This window comes from Bradyrhizobium valentinum (assembly GCF_001440405.1).
Lineage (GTDB): Bacteria > Pseudomonadota > Alphaproteobacteria > Rhizobiales > Xanthobacteraceae > Bradyrhizobium > Bradyrhizobium valentinum.
In genome coordinates, this window is the sequence record NZ_LLXX01000161.1 from 100,735 (window position 1) to 121,134 (window position 20,400).

The 20,400-nt window shown below is 64.0% G+C and carries 18 protein-coding genes and 1 pseudogene; 14 read left to right on the forward strand and 5 right to left on the reverse strand.

Translation table 11 applies throughout. The features are described 5' to 3' along the window. From CP49_RS47985 to CP49_RS28715, 5 genes are all read left to right on the forward strand, one after another. Window positions 1–859 (forward strand): ABC transporter ATP-binding protein (locus CP49_RS47985; protein ID WP_245310916.1); only part of this gene is annotated, 859 nt, incomplete at its 5' end. Window positions 860–954: 95 nt separating this feature from the next. Next, a complete protein-coding gene (locus tag CP49_RS28700; RefSeq protein ID WP_245310917.1) occupies window positions 955–1,140 on the forward strand; it encodes a DUF4089 domain-containing protein in 186 nt (61 codons plus the stop codon). Between the two features lie 7 nt (window positions 1,141–1,147). Next, complete coding sequence (locus CP49_RS28705) at window positions 1,148–2,557, forward strand: AtzE family amidohydrolase (RefSeq protein WP_057853491.1); 1,410 nt, start codon at window positions 1,148–1,150, stop codon at window positions 2,555–2,557. A 2-nt stretch (window positions 2,558–2,559) separates the two neighbouring features. After that, complete coding sequence (gene hpxZ, locus CP49_RS28710; protein WP_057853492.1) at window positions 2,560–2,958, forward strand: oxalurate catabolism protein HpxZ; 399 nt, start codon at window positions 2,560–2,562, stop codon at window positions 2,956–2,958. Next, complete coding sequence (locus CP49_RS28715) at window positions 2,955–3,689, forward strand: GntR family transcriptional regulator (protein WP_057853493.1); 735 nt, start codon at window positions 2,955–2,957, stop codon at window positions 3,687–3,689. The genes hpxZ and CP49_RS28715 overlap by 4 nt, the downstream gene beginning before the upstream one ends. Window positions 3,690–3,735: 46 nt before the next feature. On the opposite strand, the gene atzF is transcribed toward CP49_RS28715, so the two are convergent. Together atzF and CP49_RS28725 are read right to left on the reverse strand one after the other, a co-directional pair. After that, a complete protein-coding gene (gene atzF / locus CP49_RS28720; protein WP_057853494.1) occupies window positions 3,736–5,586 on the reverse strand; it encodes an allophanate hydrolase in 1,851 nt (616 codons plus the stop codon). Window positions 5,587–5,793: 207 nt separating this feature from the next. Further along, complete coding sequence (locus CP49_RS28725) at window positions 5,794–6,330, reverse strand: MarR family winged helix-turn-helix transcriptional regulator (protein ID WP_057853495.1); 537 nt, start codon at window positions 6,328–6,330, stop codon at window positions 5,794–5,796. A 151-nt stretch (window positions 6,331–6,481) separates the two neighbouring features. Between CP49_RS28725 and CP49_RS28730 the strand changes: the two genes are divergently transcribed. Next, window positions 6,482–8,332: a feruloyl-CoA synthase gene (locus CP49_RS28730; RefSeq protein WP_057853496.1), complete on the forward strand. Its 1,851-nt coding sequence runs from the start codon at window positions 6,482–6,484 to the stop codon at window positions 8,330–8,332. Between the two features lie 198 nt (window positions 8,333–8,530). Here the strand turns inward: CP49_RS28730 and CP49_RS28735 are convergent, their stop codons facing one another. Continuing rightward, entirely contained in the window at window positions 8,531–9,046 is a 516-nt protein-coding gene (locus CP49_RS28735) for a MarR family winged helix-turn-helix transcriptional regulator (protein ID WP_057853497.1), read from the reverse strand. A gap of 136 nt (window positions 9,047–9,182) precedes the next feature. Between CP49_RS28735 and CP49_RS28740 the strand changes: the two are divergent. After that, window positions 9,183–10,383: pseudogene (locus CP49_RS28740) on the forward strand (ABC transporter substrate-binding protein). A gap of 251 nt (window positions 10,384–10,634) precedes the next feature. On the opposite strand, the gene CP49_RS28745 reads toward CP49_RS28740, so the two are convergent. Continuing rightward, window positions 10,635–11,162, reverse strand: a complete 528-nt coding sequence (locus CP49_RS28745; protein ID WP_245310918.1) for a MarR family winged helix-turn-helix transcriptional regulator — start codon at window positions 11,160–11,162, stop codon at window positions 10,635–10,637. A gap of 80 nt (window positions 11,163–11,242) precedes the next feature. Here CP49_RS28745 and CP49_RS28750 point away from each other — a divergent pair, with 80 nt between their 5' ends. From CP49_RS28750 to CP49_RS28765, 4 genes are all read left to right on the forward strand, one after another. Further along, complete coding sequence (locus CP49_RS28750) at window positions 11,243–12,478, forward strand: cytochrome P450 (RefSeq protein ID WP_057853551.1); 1,236 nt, start codon at window positions 11,243–11,245, stop codon at window positions 12,476–12,478. A gap of 10 nt (window positions 12,479–12,488) precedes the next feature. Next, complete coding sequence (locus tag CP49_RS28755) at window positions 12,489–12,812, forward strand: 2Fe-2S iron-sulfur cluster-binding protein (protein ID WP_057853499.1); 324 nt, start codon at window positions 12,489–12,491, stop codon at window positions 12,810–12,812. An 88-nt stretch (window positions 12,813–12,900) separates the two neighbouring features. Then, the gene (locus tag CP49_RS28760) at window positions 12,901–14,115 is read left to right on the forward strand and encodes an ABC transporter substrate-binding protein (RefSeq protein WP_057853500.1); all 1,215 of its coding nucleotides are present in this window, start codon (window positions 12,901–12,903) and stop codon (window positions 14,113–14,115) included. Window positions 14,116–14,306: 191 nt separating this feature from the next. Further along, complete coding sequence (locus CP49_RS28765) at window positions 14,307–15,887, forward strand: tannase/feruloyl esterase family alpha/beta hydrolase (RefSeq protein WP_156438722.1); 1,581 nt, start codon at window positions 14,307–14,309, stop codon at window positions 15,885–15,887. Between the two features lie 152 nt (window positions 15,888–16,039). Here the strand turns inward: CP49_RS28765 and CP49_RS28770 are convergent, their stop codons facing one another. Further along, a complete protein-coding gene (locus CP49_RS28770; RefSeq protein ID WP_057853502.1) occupies window positions 16,040–17,314 on the reverse strand; it encodes an NAD(P)/FAD-dependent oxidoreductase in 1,275 nt (424 codons plus the stop codon). A gap of 329 nt (window positions 17,315–17,643) precedes the next feature. Between CP49_RS28770 and CP49_RS28775 the strand changes: the two genes are divergently transcribed. The 3 genes from CP49_RS28775 to CP49_RS28785 all read left to right on the forward strand — a co-directional run bounded on the left by CP49_RS28775 (window position 17,644) and on the right by CP49_RS28785 (window position 20,282). Continuing rightward, the gene (locus tag CP49_RS28775) at window positions 17,644–17,952 is read left to right on the forward strand and encodes a hypothetical protein (protein WP_057853503.1); all 309 of its coding nucleotides are present in this window, start codon (window positions 17,644–17,646) and stop codon (window positions 17,950–17,952) included. Between the two features lie 20 nt (window positions 17,953–17,972). Beyond that, window positions 17,973–18,854 (forward strand): sigma-70 family RNA polymerase sigma factor, encoded by an 882-nt coding sequence (locus CP49_RS28780; protein WP_057853552.1) that lies wholly within the window; start codon window positions 17,973–17,975, stop codon window positions 18,852–18,854. A 252-nt stretch (window positions 18,855–19,106) separates the two neighbouring features. After that, window positions 19,107–20,282, forward strand: a complete 1,176-nt coding sequence (locus CP49_RS28785) for an ABC transporter substrate-binding protein (RefSeq protein ID WP_057853504.1) — start codon at window positions 19,107–19,109, stop codon at window positions 20,280–20,282. The last annotated feature ends 118 nt before the right edge of the window (window positions 20,283–20,400 follow it).

The window sequence follows — 20,400 nt, forward strand, 5'->3', positions numbered from 1 at the left end:
CCCCGCGAAGGGCAGGGAGAGGGAGCAGCCTCTGCTCCTCGTCGAAAAGCTCGTCAAGGAATATCCGCGTCAGGGCGCAAGCGCGGTGCTGTCAAAATTGTTCTCCCGCAAGCCGCCGGTGGATGCGGAAGTATTCCGCGCAGTGGACGGCATCAGTTTCACGGTCGGCCATGGCGAGAGCGTTGGCCTCGTCGGTGAATCCGGCTGCGGCAAGTCCACGACGTCGATGATGGTGATGCGTTTGTTGGACCAGACTTCCGGCCGCATCCTGTTCGACGGCGAGGAGATCGGCGCCATCATGCCGCAGGCGTTTGCGCGACTGCCGCTGCGCAAGAGCATCCAGATGGTGTTCCAGGACCCGACCGACAGCCTCAACCCGCGCTTCACCGCCGCACGTGCCATCGCCGATCCGCTTCTCCAGCTTGGCGACATCAAGGGGCGTGACGCGCTGCGTGCCCGCTGCGAGAAACTCGCTGGCCTGGTTGGCCTTCCCGTCGACCTGCTCGATCGTTTCCCGCATCAATTATCCGGCGGCCAGAAGGCACGCGTCGGCATCGCGCGCGCGATTGCGCTGCATCCAAAACTCGTCATCCTCGACGAGCCGACCGCGGCGCTCGACGTCTCCGTGCAGGCCGTCGTGCTCAATCTCTTAGAGGATCTCAAGCAATCGATGGGCATGAGCTATTTGTTCGTGTCTCATGATCTGAATGTGGTGCGTTTGCTGTGCGATCGTGTCATCGTGATGCGCAGCGGGCGAATCGTCGAGCAAGGCTCGTCCGAACGTGTGCTCGGCGATCCGCAGGACGCCTATACCAAGGAATTGCTGACGGCGATCCCGCATCCGCCGTTGCCGGTTTAGTTGTCATGCCCCGCGAAGGCGGGGCATCCAGTAATCACCACCGGTGTTTACTGGATCGCCCACCTGCGCGGACGATGACAAAGAGGGAGAGTACAGTGACAGTTGAGAATCCCCTGGACGATTATATCGATGCCGTAACCAAGGCGCTGGCGCTGCCGGTCGAGGAAGCCTGGCGGCCGGCGGTGCGCGCAAACCTCGAGGTGTCGCTGAGGCTGGCGCGGCTGGTCGATGAATTCCCGCTGCCGGACGAAACCGAGCCGGCCAGTGTCTACACCACCTGATAGCGCCATGACCGTAAACACCGACGGCCTTTCGGCCCAACGTATCGCGCAAGCCGTAACCGACCGCAAGCTTTCCGCCCTCGATGCAACCGAGGCCGCGCTGGCGCGGATCGCTGCGCACGATAGCGTGCTGAATTCCTTTACCGATATCACCGCGGATCGTGCTCGCGCCACGACCAAAGCGATCGATGCCAAGATCGCCGCCGGTCAGAAAGTCGGACCTCTCGCCGGCGTTCCGTTCGCGGTGAAGAACCTGTTCGACGTAAAGGGCCTCGCCACCCGCGCCGGATCTAAGATCAACCGCGATCTCGCGCTGTCATCGCGCGACGCCACGCTGATCGAGCGGATGGAGGCGGCCGGCGCCGTGCTGGTCGGCGCGCTCAACATGGGCGAATACGCCTATGATTTCACCGGCGAGAATGTGCATGACGGCCCGTCGCGTAATCCGCACGATCCGACGCGGATGAGCGGCGGCTCCTCCGGCGGTTCGGGCAGCGCGGTCGGCGGTGCGCTGGTTCCGATCGCGCTCGGATCCGACACCAACGGATCGATCCGGGTGCCGTCGTCGTTCTGCGGCGTCTTTGGCCTTAAGCCGACCTACGGCCGGCTGTCGCGGGCTCGCTCGTTTCCCTTTGTCGCAAGCCTCGATCATCTCGGTCCGTTCGCGCGCAATGTCAGCGACCTCGCGCTGGCCTATGACGCCATGCAGGGGCCGGACGCCGATGACGCGGCCTGCACGACACGCCCGGTCGAACCGGTCACGTCAATGTTGGCCGAGGGCATCGACGGCCTGCGGGTCGCGGTCGCCGGTGGATACTTCCAGAGGAACGTCTTTCCCGAAGCGGTCGAGGCTGTTTCGCGTGTCGCGAAAGCGCTCGATGCCACGACGAAGGTTGAGATTCCCGAGGCCGCGCGCGCCCGCGCCGCGGCTTACGTGATCACGACGACCGAAGGCGCTTCGCTGCATCTCGATCGCCTGCGCAAGCGCCCGAACGATTTCGATCCGGCGGTGCGCGACCGCCTGATCGCCGGCGCCATGGTGCCGGCGCCGCTCGTCGACCGCGCGCAAAAATTCCGACGCTGGTATCGGGCGAAAGTGCTGGAACTGTTCAAGTCGGTGGACGTCATCATCGCGCCCGCCACACCCTGCGTCGCGCCGAAACTGGGGCAGGTAAACTTTGTGCTCGACGGCGTCGAACTGCCGGTGCGCGCCAATATCGGCATCCACACCCAGCCGATTTCGTTCATCGGCCTGCCCGTGGTCGCGGTACCGGTGCCATTGGAGCCGATGCCGATCGGCGTGCAGATCATCGCTGCGCCGTGGCGGGAGGATATTGCGCTGCGCGTCGCGCACGCGCTGGAACAGATGGGCGTTGCTGCAGCGCCGCCGCCAAGGGGACTATCAAGGGGACTATGACGATGGAGATCGATCTTCCCGACGTACTGGCCGAAGTGACCGCGCAATTCGGGCGCTATGAAAACGCGCTGGTATCGAACGACGTGGCGGTGCTCGATGAATTGTTCCGCAACGATTCCCGCACGCTGCGCTACGGCATCGCTGAAAATCTCTACGGCTATGACGCGATCATGGCGTTCCGCGCCGCGCGCTCGCCGGTCGGGCTGATGCGGCGGACCGACAAGACCGTGATCACGACCTATGGCCGGGATACCGCAGTCGCCTCGACGCTGTTCTATCGCGACAACGCACCGGGCAGGGTCGGACGGCAGATGCAGACGTGGATTCGATTCCCTGAAGGTTGGCGGATTGTCGCCGCGCATGTCAGCATCATCGACGAGTATATGGGCCAAACGACATGAGCCTGGATGATCCTGCCGCCCGCGCACCGCAGCCCGGCGCCGAATCGGGGACAACTGTTCGCCGTGTCGATCGCCCGTCGATATCACGCGACAAGGTCACGCGCGCGGAGGAACTGCGGCTGCAGCTTGCCGATGAGATCGTGCGCGGCGTGCTGCCGCCCGGCTCGGCGCTCGACGAGACCGACATCGCACGGCGGTTTTCCGTGTCGCGCACGCCGGTCCGCGAGGCGTTGCGTCAGCTCGTGGCGAGCGGCCTGGTCGAGGCGCGCGCCCATCGCGGCGCCGTGGTGGCACAGCCTTCGCTGGATCGTTTGACTGAAATGTTCGAGGCGATGGCGGAACTGGAAGCGTTGTGCGCGGGGCTCGCCGCCGAACGGATGCCGCCGGCGGATCGCCAGAAGCTCGAAGCGATCCACGAAGAATTGCGGGTGCTCAGCCATGCCGGCAATCCCGAGCGCTTTCATGAGGTCAACGAACGCTTCCACAACGCGATCTATGCCGGCTCGCAGAATGGCTACATCGCCGAAATGACGCTGGCGACGCGGGTCCGGGTGCAGCCGTTCCGCCGCGCCCAGTTCCGCAACCTCGGGCGTCTGGCGAAATCGCATGCCGAGCACGACCGCGTCGTGGTCGCGATCATGCGCGGCGACAAGGCCGGCGCGGCGGCTGCGATGCGCGCCCATATCGAATTGGTGCGCGGGGAATATGAGATTTACGCGGTGTCGGTGTAAAAGGAGCCGCGGAGCGGCGTCTCGAAGGATGGCCACACCGGGGCTCTCATGGTTCGAGACGGCGCAAGAGCGCCTCCTCACCATGAGGATTACACCCCGCCTTCTCCGCCATGAACGCGCGCCAGCCGCCGAACGATGAAATATCGCGCGCGCCGTTGATCGCGGCGGGCTCGACCACAAAGCCCTTCACGCCTCTGCCGTCGGCGAGGCGGATCGTGCCGATCCCGAGCGGCGGCGGAATCGCGGCGACGAATTTGCCGAAGGCTGCCGCCGACAGCGTCCATAGCTCCAGCTTGATCGAGCTTCCCGCGCCGGCGCCCACGCGCAGCATGCCGGGCTTCGGCGGCGTGGTGTCGAGCGCGTAGAGTTTGTAATCAGGCGCCGTCGTGGTTGCCTCAAGCAGGCGTGCGCCGAGTACCTGCAATTCGCCATTGAGCGCCATGCCGGAGAGATGCGCGCCGACCACGGCGATGGTGATTTCATCGCCGCTGGCCGCCGCCGGCAACGAAGCGAGCGGTGGCTGCGTCAGGCCCTTGGCTCCCATTTTCAGCTTGGTGTCGGCATGAAACACCCGTCCGATGCTGGCGAGCTTGGCGTCGTGTCCGGCGGACGCCAGCAGCGTGATGCCGAACGGGATGCCGTCGGCGCGCATGGCGGCTGGCAGCGCGAGGCCGCAGAGGTCGAGCAGGTTGACGAAATTGGTGTAGGTGCCGAGCCGGCTGTTGAGCTCAATCGGATTGGCCAGCACCTGCGCGGTCGAATAGGCGGTCGGCGCTGTCGGCAGCACCATCGCGTCGAAATTGGCAAAGCTGCGCTCGGCAACGCGGCGCAGCGCCTGCAGCCGATAGAGCGCGGCAAAGGTGTCGGCGGCGGTCAGCCGCACACCGGCCGTCGTGATCTCGCGCGTCACCGGATGAATCGAATCCGGCGAGGATGCCAAGAGGTCGCGGATGACAAGATATCGTTCGGCGACCCACGGGCCCTCGTAGAGCAGCCGTGCGGTCTCATAAAACGGTTCGAGATCGAACTCGACCAGCGTGGCGCCGAGCTGGATCCAGCGCTCAAGCGCCTCGCCATAGGCGTTCTCCGAGGCGCGGTCGCCGAAGAAAATCAATTGGCCGTTGCGCGGCACGCCCAGCCGGAGCTTTTCGGGAACCGCGGACACTGATCCCAGCGGCCGGTCGCGCGAATACGGATCGGCGCCATCGGGGCCGGCCATCGCCGTCAGCGCAGTCATCGCATCGTCGACGGTGAGCGAGAACACCGAAATGCAGTCCAGCGTCCGGCAGGCTGGGACGAGCCCGGCGTTGGAGATCAGCCCGAGGCTCGGCTTCAGCCCGACGATGTTGTTGAGCATCGCCGGCACGCGGCCGCTTCCGGCAGTGTCCGTGCCGAGTGCGAGCGGCACCAGGCCCGCGGAAACCGCGACCGCCGAGCCCGAACTCGATCCGCCCGGAACGAGATCGCTGCGGACCGGATTGACGGGGATGCCGTAGGGCGAGCGGACGCCGACCAGGCCTGTTGCGAACTGGTCGAGATTGGTCTTGCCGATGATGATGGCGCCGGCCGCGCGCAGTTTTGCTACCGCCGTCGAATCCTGCGCCGGGACGTAGGAAAAGGCCGGGCAGGCCGCCGTGGTCGCCATGCCCTGCACGTCGATGTTGTCCTTGACGGCAACGGGGACGCCGAGAAGCGGAAGCGCGTTCGCATCCTTGGCGGCCAGCGCTTCTGCCTCTGCCAGCGCATCCTTTTCATCGCGCAGGCTGATGAACACGGCGGGATCGTTGTGGTCGCGGATGCGCTGATAGCAGCGGGCTATGGTTTGCGCCGGGGTCATGGTCGCGGCGCGGTGCGCGGCGACAATGGCGGCAACGGTTTCAGGCGCGTCAGACCCCATGGCGGGCAAAACTCCAGCGAGCGTAGGTTAGCCCGACTAAAGCAAGCGATGTGCCATTGTGTACAATGGCTCGGTCAGGTCGATTCTTGAGGATAGATACTTACTTTCAAATGCTTATGATGAAAGTGCGGATGCTTTGCCAGCCCGTCACGGCTGAGCGGTGCCCAAAATTTAGGCGACGAGACCTCAGGCGAGGCGGGACCTCAATCACGTGAACGCAGACAGAATCTGCAGCAGCTTCTCCCGGTTCTCCTTGCCGATCTTCTCTGCCACATGGCGCTCATGTTCGGCGGCGAGCCGCCTGAACTGCGCCAGTGCTGTCCTGCCGCGCGCGGTCAGATGCAACGCGTGCGAACGCCGGTCGGTGGCCGATCGGACGCGGCTGACGAGATCGCGATGTTCGAGACTGTCCAACAGATGCACCAGCCGGGCGCGCTCGATCCCGAGCCGCTTGGCCACCGCCATCTGGCTCAGGCCGGGGTTGGCGCCGATCACCGTCATCACCGAATACTGCGTCGGACGGATATCGACGGCGGCGAGCGTGCGGATGAAGTCCTGAAAGATCCAGATCTGGAAGCGCCGTACCGCATACCCGGCGTGGCCCGCCAGCGCGTCGAGGCCGATGTCGAGATCGCCGGCATCGGGGCGTGAAGCGCCGTTGCCGGCTCGCTTCCGGCTGCGAGGCGCCGGCGTCTCTGCTCGCGATTTGGCCGCCCGGTTCGACACGTGGATGCTCTCCGTCATCGTGTTCCTTCTAACGCGTCGCGGGCCTAAGGGGAAGATTGTTGTTGACGACAACAATTGTTGTGCTCAACATTAGGGCCAAGCAGCCCTTCGAGCTGCAGGCCGGCATGACGCACGGCGATCCCGAACGGTTCGGGCGAGGAGGAAACCCATGACCATCGCTGCCACCGGCGGTGACCTGTTCGCGACACCCGCGATCATCGCCGATCGCCGCGCCGACGGCAGCATCCTTGTGAAATCGACCGTGCCGCTGCAGCCGAGCGCGCGTTGTATCGGCGACTGGCTGGAGCATTGGGCGCGGCAGGCGCCGGACCGGATCTTTCTCGCCGACCGTGCCAGCACCGATTCGCCGTGGACAACCGTCACCTACAGGGACGCCCTGCAGCAGGTGCGCTCGGCAGCCGCCTGGATTCTCGCGCAAGGGTTAAGCGCCGAGCGTCCGCTGGTGATCCTGTCCGACAACAGCGTCGAGCATGCGCTGTTCGCGCTCGCCGCCCAGCATGTCGGCGTGCCGTCGGCCGCGATCTCGCCGGCCTATTCGCTGATGTCGAGGGACTTCGACAAGCTCAAGAGCATGGTCGAGCTGCTCGGGCCCGGCGCGATCTATGTGTCCGCCACCAAACCGTTTACCGCGGCACTGGCTGCGATCAAGCCGCTGCATTCGGCTACGATCGTCAGCGGCAGTGCGGACGACAGGGAGGCGATCTCTTTCCGCGCCATCGCGGCCACGCCCGAAACGCCCGACGTCGAAAAGGCATTTGCCGCGATCACACCGGACACGATCGCAAAATTCCTCTTCACCTCGGGCTCGACCGGTACGCCAAAGGCCGTGATCAACACCCAGCGCATGCTGACTTCGAGCCAGCAGGCCAAGGCGCAGACCTGGACGTTCCTCGAGAATATCGGCGTGGGTCTTGTGATCCTCGACTGGCTGCCGTGGAGCCATACCTTCGGCGCCAACCACAATTTCAATCTGGTGCTGCGCAACGGCGGCACGCTCTATGTCGACGGCGGCAAGCCGGCGCCCGGGCTGTTCGCGACCTCGTTGGCGAATCTCCGCAGCGTGATGCCGACGGTCTATTTCAACGTGCCGCGCGGCTTCGACATGCTGATCGCGGCGCTGCGCGGCGACGAAGAGTTGCGGCGAAAATTCTTCGGCGAAGTAAAATTCGCCTTCTATGCCGGCGCTGCGCTACCGCAAAATCTCTGGGATGCGCTGGAAGAGCTCTCGGTCAAGACCGTCGGCCGCGCGATGCCGATGGTGTCGGCCTGGGGCTCAACCGAGACGTCGCCTTTGGCGACGGACTGCCATTTCCAGGCCAAACGCTCCGGCAATATCGGCGTGCCTATCCCGGGGACCGAATTGAAGCTGGTGCCCTCGGGCGACAAGCTGGAGGTCCGCGTGCGCGGTCCGAACGTCACGCCCGGCTACTGGAAGGCGCCGGAATTGACCGCGCAGGCGTTCGACGCCGAAGGCTTCTATCTGATCGGCGACGCCGTGACCTTTGCCGATCCGGCGCGCCCCGAACTCGGATTGTTTTTCGACGGCCGTGTCGCCGAAGACTTCAAGCTCAATTCCGGCACCTGGGTCAGCGTTGGAACTTTGCGCGTCGCCGGCATCGCCGCGCTGGCGCCGCTGGCGCAGGATATCGTCGTCACCGGCCACGGCAGCGACGAGGTTCGTTTCCTTGTGTTTCCGAACATTGCGGCCTGCCGGTCGCATGCCGGCCTGCCCGACAGCGCTGATGTGAAAGACGTCATCTCGCACGACAAGGTTCGCGGGGCGATCGCGCAGGGCCTTGCAAGACTGAAGGCGCAAAGCGGCCACTCGTCCGGTCACGCCACGCGTGCGCTGCTGCTGGCGGAGCCGGCCTCGGTCGACGGCGGCGAGATCACCGATAAGGGCTATATCAACCAGCGCGCGGTGCTGACGCGTCGCGCGAGCGCGGTGGCAACTCTGGACGACGATTCGTCGGCCGAATGGATCGGCTGCACCGGCTGAGGCTTGCTTCGTCATAAGCCCCTCATGGTGAGGAGCGCCAACGGGTCCGCGCGTAGCGCGGCCCGACGACAGGCTCCGCGCGTCTCGAACCATGAGGCCCGTCCGTGGCCTACATCCTTCGAGACGCCCGCTCTGCGGGCTCCTCAGGATGAGGGGCTTGGGCGGCTATGACGAGCAGAACTAACACGCGCTCGCGCCTCAAAACCCGTTCTTGTGCGCCTCGACCAGTCGAACCAGCATCTGGAGAAAGGCGGCCTGTTCGGGCTTGCTGAGCGCGGAAAGCGTCTGCGCATTGAAACTTTCGCCAAGCCGGCTGGCCTCGTCAGCGCGCCTCTCGCCCGCCGCGCTGAGGCTGAGCTCGACCGCCCGCTTGTCCCGCGTGGACCGCTTGCGCTTCAAAACTCCGGTCTCTTCCATCCGCGACAGGATTTTTACCAGGTTGGGCAGTTGCATTTTCAGCACGCCGGCAAGCTCGCTCTGCGTCACCGTCTTGTTGTCGCGGACGGTGACGAGGATAGCGTATTCGAGTGGCGAAAGGTTTAGGGACTCGAAATACGGATAGAACGCCTCGAAGTTCTCCAACTGCAGGATCCGGATCATGAATCCCGGGGTCTGCTGTAGCGCGGTGAGATCGAGTTTTCGCGCCGAGTCCGGCTCGGCCGGTCTGGCCGCTCCGTTGCCGTTGCGCGTCGAAATTTTTCCGATTCTTTCCATGGGCAAAAGCTCGCACGGGATCACGTGAATTGACAATCCTCAAAATGCTTATAAGTTATAAGCAATTTAGAAGTGGTCCCTAAGGCCGCCTTTTCCACACAGGAGGGAACGCATGCGACAGATTTTTCGTACAGCAATGCTTGTTGCTGCGCTCGGCGGCATGTTTATCGGCGCCGCCCAAGGCCAAGCCCAAGCCCAGGACCGCGTCCGGATCGGCGTACTCAACGACCAGTCGGGCGTGTTCTCGACCTAATCAGGGCATAGGCTCGGTCATTTCAGCGCAAATGGCCGTGGAAGATTATGGCGGCAAGGCCGCCGGCAAGCCCGTCGATGTCATCACCGCCGATCACCAGAACAAGACCGACGTCGGCGTCGGCATCGCGCGGCGCTGGTACGACACTGAAAGCATCGACGCCATCTTCGACCTGCCGAACTCAGCGATTGCGCTCGCCGTCGCCAATATGAGCGAGCAGAAGAACAAGGTCTTCATCGGCTCGGGCGCCGGCACGGCGCTTCTCACCGGCGAGAAATGCACGCCGAATACCGTGCACTGGACCTACGACACCTATGCCTATGGCCGCGGCCTCGGCAAAGCCGTGGTCGCGCAGGGCGGCAAGAAATGGTTCTTCCTCACCGCTGACTACGCCTTCGGCCATGATCTGGAGAAGCAGGCCGCCGAGGGCGTCAAGGCGTCCGGCGGCGAAGTGCTCGGCGCCGTGCGGCACCCGCTCGGCACGGCCGACTACGCCTCGTTCCTGCTGCAGGCGCAGGCCTCGGGCGCCGATATCGTCGGCGTGGCGAATGCCGGCGATGACACCATCACCTCGATCAAGCAGGCGGCGGAATTTGGATTGACCCGTAAGCAGAAGCTGGTCGGTCTGATCCTCGGCATGAACGGTATTCCCGCGCTCGGGTTGAAGGCCGCGCAGGGCGCGCAGATCATGAATCCCTTCTACTGGGATTTGAACGATGGCACGCGCGCCTTCGCCAGGCGGTTCGCCCAACGTCATCCGCAGAACAACTATCCGAACGACATGCAGGCCGGCGTCTATGCGTCGGTGCTGCATTATCTGAAAGCCGTCGACAAGGCCGGCGGCGCCGCCGACGGCAAGGCCGTGGTGTCAGCGATGAAGGCGATGCCGACCGACGATCCGCTGTTCGGCAAGGGGATTATCCGCAGCGACGGACGCAAGATTCACCCGTTCTATCTGCTCGAGGTCAAGAAGCCCGACGAATCCACGTCGAAATGGGATCTGCTGAAGGTCGTTGCAACGATCCCGGGAGATCAGGCGTTTCGTCCCGAGAGCGAAGGCAACTGCCCGCTGGTCAAGAAGTGAGCGGACTAGCGGCGGTCGGTGGGAACCGGCCGCCAACGAAAATCGGTCTTCGAGGCTTGTCGTATATGTTGCCAAGGCAACTAATTTGTGCAAGCTTGTTCTCATAACGCGGCCGATCCCAGAGCACAGAGATTGCCGGGCCGCGCAGGGAGAAACGGATGTTCGGGCGTGTCGGATCGTCACGACACAGCGCGTGCTGCGTACGCGGCGCGATGGCGGAGGCGTCGTTCGGCGCGACCAGCGCGTGTCGTTCAAGCCTCGTCGACTTCGCCCGCGCCTTTCACGGCGTCGAGATTGCCGTGTACCCGCAGCAGCAGCCCAATCAGGGTCTCGCGTTCCGGCTTGCTCAGGCAGGAAAGCAGGCGGCGTTCGCGTTCGAGCGCGACCGCGATGACCTGGTCGTGGGTGGTGTATCCTTTCGCAGTCAGCGAGATCGAATGGGTGCGCCCGTCCTGCCGGTCGGCCCTGATGCTGACCAGTCCGCGCTCTTCCATTCCCGCCAGGGTCCGGCTGACCGGCCCCTTGTCGAAACCGATCACATGGCAGATGCGGGCCGCCGAAATTTCCGGCTCGATCGCGAGCAGCGACAGGATCCGCCATTCCGTGACGTTGACCCCGAAACGCTTCTGATAGACGACAGTCGCGCTGCGCGACAATTTGTTCGCGATGAAGGTGATGAGCGCCGGAACGTAACGGTCGAGGTCGAGCACCTGTTCGGCCCGTCCGCTTCTGCCTGTCGCGCTCGCGCGGGGGGCGCGCGCCTGTCTGTTCCTGCTCATGCTCTTCCGAAGCTGCTCCAGCGTTCCAGACATAGAGACAGCGTGCACCGCTCTGCAAGAACATTATGCAGGAGACCCACATGAGCGCGACCTCCCGGATAGACCATGCAGCCTCGGCGCAGGCCGCGCCGGCCGGCGTACCAAACCTGGACGTGGATCCGTTCTCGACCGAGTTTTTCGAGGATCCGCACCCGATCCACCAAGCCCTCCGCGAGGCGGGGCCGCTGGTCTGGCTCGACAAATGGGGCGTCTATGGCGTGGCGCGCTATGCCGAGGTGCACGCCGTTCTCAACGATCCCCTGACGTTCTGTTCGAGCCGCGGCGTGGGCCTGAGCGATTTCGCCAAGGAAAAGCCGTGGCGCCCGCAAAGCATCATCCTCGAGGCGGACCCGCCGGCGCATACCAGGACGCGCGCGGTGCTCGCCCAAGTGCTGTCGCCGACGGCGATGAAAGGGGTCCGCGAACATTTCACGGCCATGGCCGCCGCCAAGGTCGATGAGTTGCTGGCGCGCCGGAGTTTTGACGCGGTTGCCGATCTGGCAGAAGCCTATCCGCTTTCGGTATTTCCCGATGCGATGGGCCTGAAGCAGGAGGGGCGGGAGAACCTGCTGCCTTACGCGAGCCTGGTGTTCAACTCCTTCGGGCCGCCGAACCAGTTGCGCCAGGAGGCGATCGAACGCTCGGCGCCGCACCAGGCCTATGTCGCCGCGCAATGCCAGCGCGAAAATCTCGCGCCTGGCGGCTTTGGCGCCTGCGTCCATGCTCGCGCCGATGCCGGCGACATCACGGCGGAAGAGGCGCCGCTCTTGGTGCGCTCGCTGCTGTCGGCTGGCCTGGATACCACCGTCAACGGCATTGGCGCCGCAATCTATTGCCTGGCGCGCTTTCCCGATCAGCTCCAGCGGCTGCGCGGCGATCCGACGCTGGCGCGCAACGCGTTTGAAGAGGCGATCCGCTACGAAAGCCCGGTGCAGACCTTCTTCCGCACTACGACACGGGAGGTCGAACTCGCGGGACATCGCATCGGTGAGGGCGAGAAGGTCCTGATGTTCCTCGGCGCCGCCAACCGCGATCCGCGGCGCTGGGAGAATCCCGACAGCTACGACGTCACCCGCCGTACCTCCGGCCATGTCGGGTTTGGCTCGGGCATCCATATGTGCGTCGGCCAGCTTCTGGCGCGTGTGGAAGGCGAGGTGATGCTGGCGGCGATCGCACGCAAGGTTGCGGCCATCGAGATCACCGGCCCGGTCAAGCGCCGCTATAACAACACGCTGCGCGGCCTCGAAAGTCTCCCCATTACGATTTCTCCGGCCTGACGGACCGCCTATGCCAAGCATCATCTTTTTCCACCCCGACGGCCGCCGGCAGCAGATCGAGGCCAGCGAGGGCGAGAGCGCGATGCAGGCCGCGACGCGCCACGACATCAGCGGAATCCTGGCGGAATGCGGCGGCAACGCCATGTGCGCCACCTGCCATGTCTATGTCGACGAGGCCTGGCTCGCTCGCCTGCCGGCCATGGGCGGCGATGAGGATGCGCTGCTGGACGGCGCCGCCGCCGAACGGCAGGCCAACAGCCGACTGTCCTGCCAGATCAGGCTCGCCGCCGATCTCGATGGTTTGGTCCTCAGCCTGCCGGACCGGCAGACGTGACGGCGTCATCGGCGTTCACCGCCTGCAACGGAAGTCAAACCCGGCGAAGTCCGAGGATCTCAAGATCAAATTCCAAAGGGAGAAAACAATGAAGGGTTACAGGTTAGGTCTGGCGCTTGCCTTGTCTTGCGCGACGTGGGGCGCGGCGCGCGCGGAGATTTCCGACAACGTCGTGCGCGTCGGCGTGCTCAACGACATCTCCGGCATCTTCCAGGACACCAACGGCATGGGTTCGGTGGAGGCCGCGCGCATGGCCGCGGAAGATTTCAACGGCGGCGGCAAGGGTATCAAGGTCGAAATCGTCTACGCAGACCATCAGAACAAGGCCGACGTCGGCTCTGCGATCGTGCGCAAATGGCTCGATGTCGACGGGGTCGATGCGGTGGTCGACGTGCCGAATTCGGCCGTCGGCCTCACCATCAATTCGCTGCTGCGCGACAGCCGCATGACGTTTCTCGCATCATCGACCGCGAGTTCCGACCTGACCGGCAAGGCCTGCTCGCCCAACACCATCCAGTGGGTCAACGACGCCTGGGCGACCGGCAATTCCACGGCGGCGGCGATGATGTCGCGCGGCGGCAAGGAATGGTACTTCATCACGGTGAATTTTGCCCTTGGCCAGGGCATCGAGGCCGAGGCCACCAATTACATCGAAAAGCACGGCGGCAAGGTGCTGGGCTCGGCGAAGCATCCGCTCAACACGGCGGATTTTGCTTCGCTGTTGCTGCAGGCGCAGAACTCCAAGGCCAAGGTGATCGGGCTCGCCAATGCCGGCGGCGACACCGTCAATGCGGTGAAGCAGGCGGCCGAGTTCGGACTTCAGCAAAGCGGCCAGACCATGGTGGCGTTCCTGCTGTTCATCAACGACGTCCACGGCATGGGGCTGAAGGTCGGCCAGGGCCTGCAATTGTTCGAGGCGTTTTACTGGGACATGGACGACGACACCCGCGCCTTTGCCAAACGCTTCGCGGCGCGGCCGGGCGTGAACGGCAAGATGCCGAGCGGCAACCAGGCCGGCGTCTATGCTTCCACGCTGGCCTATCTCAACGCGGTGGCCGCCACCGGCAGCGACCATGCGAAAGATGCCGTGCCGCAGATGAAGAAGTTCAAGGGCAAGGACAAGCTGTTCGGCGACGTCACCATCCGCCAGGACGGCCGCGTCATTCACCCGATGTATCTGTTCGAAGTAAAGAAGCCGGAAGAGTCGAAATATCCTTATGACTACTACAAGCTGGTTTCGACCATTCCGGCCGATCAAGCTTTCCGGCCGCTTGCCGCCGGCGGCTGCTCGCTAGTGAAGTGAGGCTTATTTCGATTGACGTCCGCGCGGCGCAAACCATTGTAGGCCTGACGGCCGGCGCAAAATGCGGCTGCAAGACGATAGCGAGGGGGGAAACAATGCAACGCCTCAAGTTCGACACGCGCGTGTGGGTTCAGTTCGCTTCGCTGATTGCGGCTGCTTCGCTCTGCAGTCCGGATGCGATAGCCGCGAAAATGGCCGGCGATCCGGCTGCGACCTGCAGCGACCTTATCCGACCGACCGATAACGCCGTGCGGATCGACTCCGCCTCCATGATCGCGCCTACACCACTCGCAGTCTCCGAGAGAGGACCGACGCCGGCGGCACGCGTCACTCCGGCCAATCCGGAATTCTGCAAGGTCCTCGGCCAGATCGCGCCATCGGATCCGAAAGCGCCGCCGATCAAATTCCAGGTGAATCTCCCGGTCGAGTGGAATGGCCGCTCGCTGCAATATGGCGGCGGCGGCTTCAACGGCGTGCTGATCACCGGGCTTGCTTTGCCGCCGGCCTATCCGTTCGGCGCGTCTTCGCCCTTAGCGCGGGGATTTGTCACCTATGGCACCGATTCCGGCCATGAGACCAAGCCGGGCGAACCGCCGCAGGTGTTTGCGCTCAACGACGAGGCGTTCGAGAATTTTGCGCATCGATCCTATAAGCGCGTGCGTGACGCCGCCGTGGCCCTGATGGTGCGCGCCTATGGCAACCCGCCCGCCAAACTGTATTTTATGGGATCGTCGGAAGGTGGCCGCGAGGCGCTGACGATGGCGCAGCGCTATCCCGACGATTTTGACGGCATCTTTGCCCGCGTGCCCGTCATCAACTGGGTTGGATTGCAACATGCCGGGACGCGGTCGGGGCTCGCAACAATGGGCGAGGGCTGGATACGCCCTGCGCAGGTCGAACTCGTTGCCAAGGCGGTGCTGCAGGCTTGCGACAAGGCCGACGGCGCGGAGGATCAACTCGTTCTGGATCCGGTCGGCTGCAAGGCGAAATTCCAGCCGGAGTCACTGCGTTGCGCAGCGGGCCAGAGCGGCGACCAGTGCCTGACCGAGGCGCAGATCGCGGCGATCAGGACGCTTCATTCGACATACAAGTTCTCCTTTCCGCTTGAGAACGGCCTTGATGATTATCCGGGCTGGGGCGTCTCAGGCGAAAACACGCCTGCCTTCGGTCCGACCGGCGGCTGGATCGCCTGGTGGCTCGGCAAGGCGGCGCCGTCGCAGCCGCCGGTGCCGGCCAACGGCATCGCCTGGATCTATGGTGCAGGCGGCATCCAATATGTCTTTACGCGCGACCCGAAGCTCGATGTCAGGACATACAAGCCCGAGGATCACAAGGAGCGCCTGCTTCAGGTCTCGCGGTTGATGGATTCGACCAATCCGGACCTGGGCCGCTTCAGCGCGCGCGGCGGCAAGCTCGTGATTCTCGAGAACATGGCCGACTACGCTCAGAGCCCCTACGCAGGGATACGCTACTTCGAAAACGTGCAGCGCACGCTGGGCAAGGAAAAGACGGCGCAGTTCGCCCGCCTCTATACGGCGCCCGGCGTCGATCATGTCGGCTCGGGCGCGCCCGCCAATGTCGACATGCTGGGCGTGCTGGTCGACTGGGTCGAGAACGGCAAGGCGCCCGGCGATCTCGAGGTGATCGAGCAGAAGGTCGAAGCGCCTGCGTTCGAAACCACGCGCTCGCTGCCATTGTGCCAATGGCCGGCATGGCCGCACTACAAATCGGGGCCGGTCGATCGCGCCGCCAGTTTTGCCTGCGCGCCGTGAGGAAACCTAGTCGGACTGCGTCACAAGCCCCTCATGGTGAGGAGCGCGAAGCGCGTCTCGAACCATGAGGCCCCAGTCGGCCTTCATCCTTCGAGACGCCGCTAACGCGGCTCCTCAGGATGAGGGTTTGAGCGGATCATGACGCAGTACGACTATCCCGTGACCTTGCTCGAGCCCTGCGTGATCAGCCGCGCGGCGCGCTGGTCGCGGGCGTGGATCCATAGCCAGCTCAGCGCGACGCTGAGCCGGTTGCGCAGGCCGATCAGGAAGTAGATGTGGGCGATGCCCCAGATCCACCAGGCGAGGTTGCCGCGCAGCTTGATCCGTCCGAAATCGATCACGGCCTTTTTCTTGCCGATCTGCGCCAAGCTGCCGGCATGCTTGTAACGGAACGGCGGCAGCGTGCCGCCGCCGAGGCGCGCCTTGATCAGCGCTGCCACATAGCGTCCCTGCTGCTTGGCCGCCGGCGCGATGCCCGGCACGGGATTGCCGTCGGGGCCGGCGATCGTCACGGTGTCGCCAACGGCAAAGATGTCGGGATGGCCGGGCACGGTGAGGTCGGGATCGACCTTCAAACGGTAGGCGCGGTCGGCGGGCGCGTTCAGCCATTCCGCCGCGCGCGAGGCGCGCACGCCGGCGGCCCAGACAATGGTTCTGGCCTCGAGCTTGTTGCCGCCATAGACGACGCCGTCGATGGCACATTCGGTGACGGGCTGCCCAAGCACCACTTCGACGCCGATCTCCTCCAGCGAACGCTGCGCGTAGGCGGAGAGATCCTCGGGGAAGCCGGCCAGCACGCGCGGGCCGGCCTCGACCAGGACAACGCGGGTCTTGTGGGTGTCGATGTTGCGGAAGTCCGGCGGCAGCGTGTCCTTGGCGAGGTCGGCAATGGTTCCGGCCATTTCGACGCCAGTCGGGCCGGCGCCGATGATGACGAAAGTGAGTAGCGCGGCGCGCCTGACAGGATCGGTCTCGCGCTCTGCGCGCTCGAAGGCAACGAGGATGCGGCGCCGCAATGTGGTGGCATCCTCCAGCGTTTTCAGGCCCGGCGCGAACGGCTCCCATTCGTCGTGGCCGAAATAGGCGTGGCGGGCGCCGGTGGCGAGCACCAGCGTGTCATAGGCGATCGTCTCGCCGTCTTCGAGCCGCACGCACTTCGCCGCGGCGTCGACGCCGCTGACATTGGCGAACAGCGTCGTCACCTCCTTGCGTCCGCGCAGGAGATAGCGGATCGGCCAGGCAATTTCCGACGTCGCCAGCGAAGCGGTCGCGACCTGGTAGAGCAGCGGCTGAAACAGATGATGGTTGCGGCGATCGATCAGCGTGATCCTGACAGGCGCACCGGCGAGGCCGAAAGCCGTTTCCAGTCCGCCGAAACCGGCGCCGACGATCACCACGTGATGGGGCTGTTTCGGCGCTGTCGTCATGGCATGCAATCCCGGTTTCGGATGTCTCAACACATTGGATTATGTAGCCATTTGCGTCTCCGGTCCAAGGCGCGTTTGCCAATCGGCCGATAGCGAAAGCGTATGAATGCTGTCGTCCCGGCCTTGAGCCGGGACCCATAGCCACAGGATCTTGTTGTTGCGAAGGTTGGAGCCGCAGCACAGCGCAGTAACCACGTCCTGTGGTTATGGGTCCCTGCTTTTCGCAGGGACGACCACAAAGAATTTGCCTCCAACTGCATCCTTTGGCTGGTTCCAAACGTCCTTGGGATCGAAGCGCTGCCTTTGCAGCCTCCAACAAGGAGAAGCCCATGAGACGGACCGTGATAAGGTACAAGACCAAGCCCGAAATGTCCGACAGGAATGCCGAACTGGTTGCAACGGTGTTTGCCGAGCTGAAAGCCGCGCAGCCGGAAGGCTTCCGCTACATGTCGCTGCGGCTGGAGGACGACACCTTCATCCATTTCGTCGAAACCGCGGCCGATGACGGCTCGAGCCCCTTGCCGAAGCTGGCGGCATTCGCCGCGTTTCAGAACGGCATTCGCGAGCGCTGCGCCGAACCGCCGCTGCCTAAAGGCGCTACCATTGTCGGCAATTACCGCATGCTGGCCGAGGATTGAATCCGCTTGCCGGAGGCAGAATGAGCGTGGTCCCCGAGACGTCCGCCGCCTTTGAACGCTTGCTGGTCGCGATGCGGCCAAGGCTGCATCGCTATTGCGCGCGCATGGTCGGCTCGGTGATCGACGGCGAGGATGTGCTGCAGGACGCGCTGATCAAGGCGGTGGAGGCGCAGGCCTCCGCCGTCGATATCGGCAATCCCGAAGGCTGGCTGTTCCGGATTGCGCACAACACCGCGCTGGATTTCCTGCGCCGGCGTGGTCGCCAGGAGGCGCTCCGGGGAATAGAGGAGGTGGACATGATCGTTGACCAGCTCGACGCCGTGGAGAGCCGCCAGATCGCCGCCACCTCCTTGCGCACCTTTATGCGCCTGCCGGTGGCGCAGCGCGGAAGCGTGATCCTGATGGATGTGCTCGGCTGCTCGCTCAAGGAAATCTGCGAAATCATGGATTGCAGCCTGCCCGCGGCCAAGGCCGCGCTGCATCGCGGCCGCGCGCTGTTGCGGGAAATGGCTGATGAGCCGGATGACACGCCGCGACCGGCATTATCGGATGCCGACCGCGCGCGCCTCGGCGCCTATGTCGCCCATTTCAACGCGCGCGACTTCGACGCGATCCGCGCCATGATCTCGGATGACGTCAGGCTCGACCTCGTCAACAAGACCCATATGCGCGGCAAGGCCGAGGTATCCCGCTATTTCGGCAATTACTCGAAAGCCAGCGATTGGCATCTGGTCCCGGGCCTGGTGGAGGGACATCCCGCCATCCTGGTGTTCGACCCGAACGTATCAGGTGCGGGGCCGAAATACTTCATGCTGCTGGGCTGGGCCGCCGGCAAGGTCGCGGCCATCCGGGATTTCCGCCATGCGTCCTATACGATCGACGGCGCGGAATATTCGGTCTGAACCGCTCGCCCCGGTGCGACAATTGTTGCCCCGGCAACCGGAACTATAGTTCTTGCCATTCCCACCGTCTGCGAATTATGGTGCAGGCTGCTAGGGCATGGGCCGAAGGTTCTAAGAGGGGCCGTTGGTTCATGCTTGCCGCAGACCGGCCATTTCGCGCACAAAATACCTCACCTGATAATGAGGCGCGCGAGACAGGCACGGTCGCCCGGTTGACCCGGGTCTGGTTCGATAACGAGGAGGGGACTGATTATGAAAAAGGCATTCTGGCTGGCGGGCGCAACAATTCTGGCGCTGGCGCAGCCCGCGCTCGCTGGCGACACCATCAAAATCGGCTTTGTTTCGACCTTCAGCGGCCCGACCGCTGTGATCGGCAACGATATGCGCAACTCGTTCGAGCTGGCGCTCGACCATCTCGGCCGCAAGATGGGCGGCAAGCCGGTCGAGGTGCTCTACGAGGACGACGGCCAGAAGCCCGACGTCGGCAAGCAGAAGACCGAAAAGCTGATCCAGTCCGACAAGGTCGATTTTGTCGTTGGCTACATCTGGTCGAACGTGCTGCTGGCCTCGTTGAAGACCGCGGTCGATTCCAAAACCTTCCTGATCTCGGCCAATGCCGGCCCCTCGCAGCTCGCCGGCGAGCTCTGCTCGCCCTACGTCTTCTCGACCTCCTGGCAGAACGACCAGACCCCGCAGGCGGTCGGCACCTATATGAACCAGAAGGGCGTGAAGTCAGTATTCCTGATCGGCCCGAACTACGCCGCCGGCAAGGACATGCTGGCGGGCGTGAAGAGCACGTTCAAGGGCCAGGTCGTGGGTGAGGAATACACGGTGTGGCCGAGCCAGCTCGACTTCTCCGCCGAGCTCACCAAGGCCAAGAACTCCAAGGCCGAATCGATCTTCGTCTTCTATCCGGGCGCGGCCGGCGTCCAGTTCCTCAATCAATACGCGCAGGCCGGGCTCAAGCAGCAGATTCCGCTCTATACGGCGTTTACGATCGACGAATTGTCGCTGCCGCTGCAGAAGGACAATGCAATCGGCGTTCCCGGCGCGCAGCAATGGGTCAACGATTTGCCGTTCCCCGAGAACAAGAAGTTCGTCGAGGACTACCGCAAGAAGTACACCGGCCTGCGCCCGACGTTCTACGGCGCGCAGTCCTATGACGCCGCGAACCTGATCAACAGTGCTGTTGTCGCCGTGAAGGGCGACACCTCGAAGAAGGACGAGATGAAGGCCGAGATGGAGAAGGCCAACTTCAAGTCGGTGCGCGGTCCGTTCAAATACGGCAACAACCACATTCCGATCCAGAATTTCTACCTGCAGGACGTGGTCAAGGACGCCGACGGCCAGCTCTCGCTCAAGACGGTGGCGACCATCGTCAAGGACGACCAGGACCGCTTCCACGACAAATGCCCGATGAAGAAGTGATTGTTGGCATGGCCGGTGCATGATCGGACGAAATCGCCCTCGGGCTTGACCCGGGGGCAGTTTGCGACAGATCATCCGCCCAACAAGAAAAATGGCGGCGGCGCAGATGTGCTGCCGC

Excerpts from the sequence above, each read along its gene's own strand:
- CP49_RS28705 (WP_057853491.1), top strand. The coding sequence starts at position 1,148 with ATGACCGTAAACACCGACGGCCTTTCGGCCCAACGTATCGCGCAAGCC.
- hpxZ (WP_057853492.1), top strand. The coding sequence starts at position 2,560 with ATGGAGATCGATCTTCCCGACGTACTGGCCGAAGTGACCGCGCAATTC.
- CP49_RS28715 (WP_057853493.1), top strand. The coding sequence starts at position 2,955 with ATGAGCCTGGATGATCCTGCCGCCCGCGCACCGCAGCCCGGCGCCGAA.
- atzF (WP_057853494.1), bottom strand. The coding sequence starts at position 5,586 with ATGGGGTCTGACGCGCCTGAAACCGTTGCCGCCATTGTCGCCGCGCAC.
- CP49_RS28725 (WP_057853495.1), bottom strand. The coding sequence starts at position 6,330 with ATGACGGAGAGCATCCACGTGTCGAACCGGGCGGCCAAATCGCGAGCA.
- CP49_RS28730 (WP_057853496.1), top strand. The coding sequence starts at position 6,482 with ATGACCATCGCTGCCACCGGCGGTGACCTGTTCGCGACACCCGCGATC.
- CP49_RS28735 (WP_057853497.1), bottom strand. The coding sequence starts at position 9,046 with ATGGAAAGAATCGGAAAAATTTCGACGCGCAACGGCAACGGAGCGGCC.
- CP49_RS28745 (WP_245310918.1), bottom strand. The coding sequence starts at position 11,162 with ATGAGCAGGAACAGACAGGCGCGCGCCCCCCGCGCGAGCGCGACAGGC.
- CP49_RS28750 (WP_057853551.1), top strand. The coding sequence starts at position 11,243 with ATGAGCGCGACCTCCCGGATAGACCATGCAGCCTCGGCGCAGGCCGCG.
- CP49_RS28755 (WP_057853499.1), top strand. The coding sequence starts at position 12,489 with ATGCCAAGCATCATCTTTTTCCACCCCGACGGCCGCCGGCAGCAGATC.
- CP49_RS28760 (WP_057853500.1), top strand. The coding sequence starts at position 12,901 with ATGAAGGGTTACAGGTTAGGTCTGGCGCTTGCCTTGTCTTGCGCGACG.
- CP49_RS28765 (WP_156438722.1), top strand. The coding sequence starts at position 14,307 with ATGGCCGGCGATCCGGCTGCGACCTGCAGCGACCTTATCCGACCGACC.
- CP49_RS28770 (WP_057853502.1), bottom strand. The coding sequence starts at position 17,314 with ATGACGACAGCGCCGAAACAGCCCCATCACGTGGTGATCGTCGGCGCC.
- CP49_RS28775 (WP_057853503.1), top strand. The coding sequence starts at position 17,644 with ATGAGACGGACCGTGATAAGGTACAAGACCAAGCCCGAAATGTCCGAC.
- CP49_RS28780 (WP_057853552.1), top strand. The coding sequence starts at position 17,973 with ATGAGCGTGGTCCCCGAGACGTCCGCCGCCTTTGAACGCTTGCTGGTC.
- CP49_RS28785 (WP_057853504.1), top strand. The coding sequence starts at position 19,107 with ATGAAAAAGGCATTCTGGCTGGCGGGCGCAACAATTCTGGCGCTGGCG.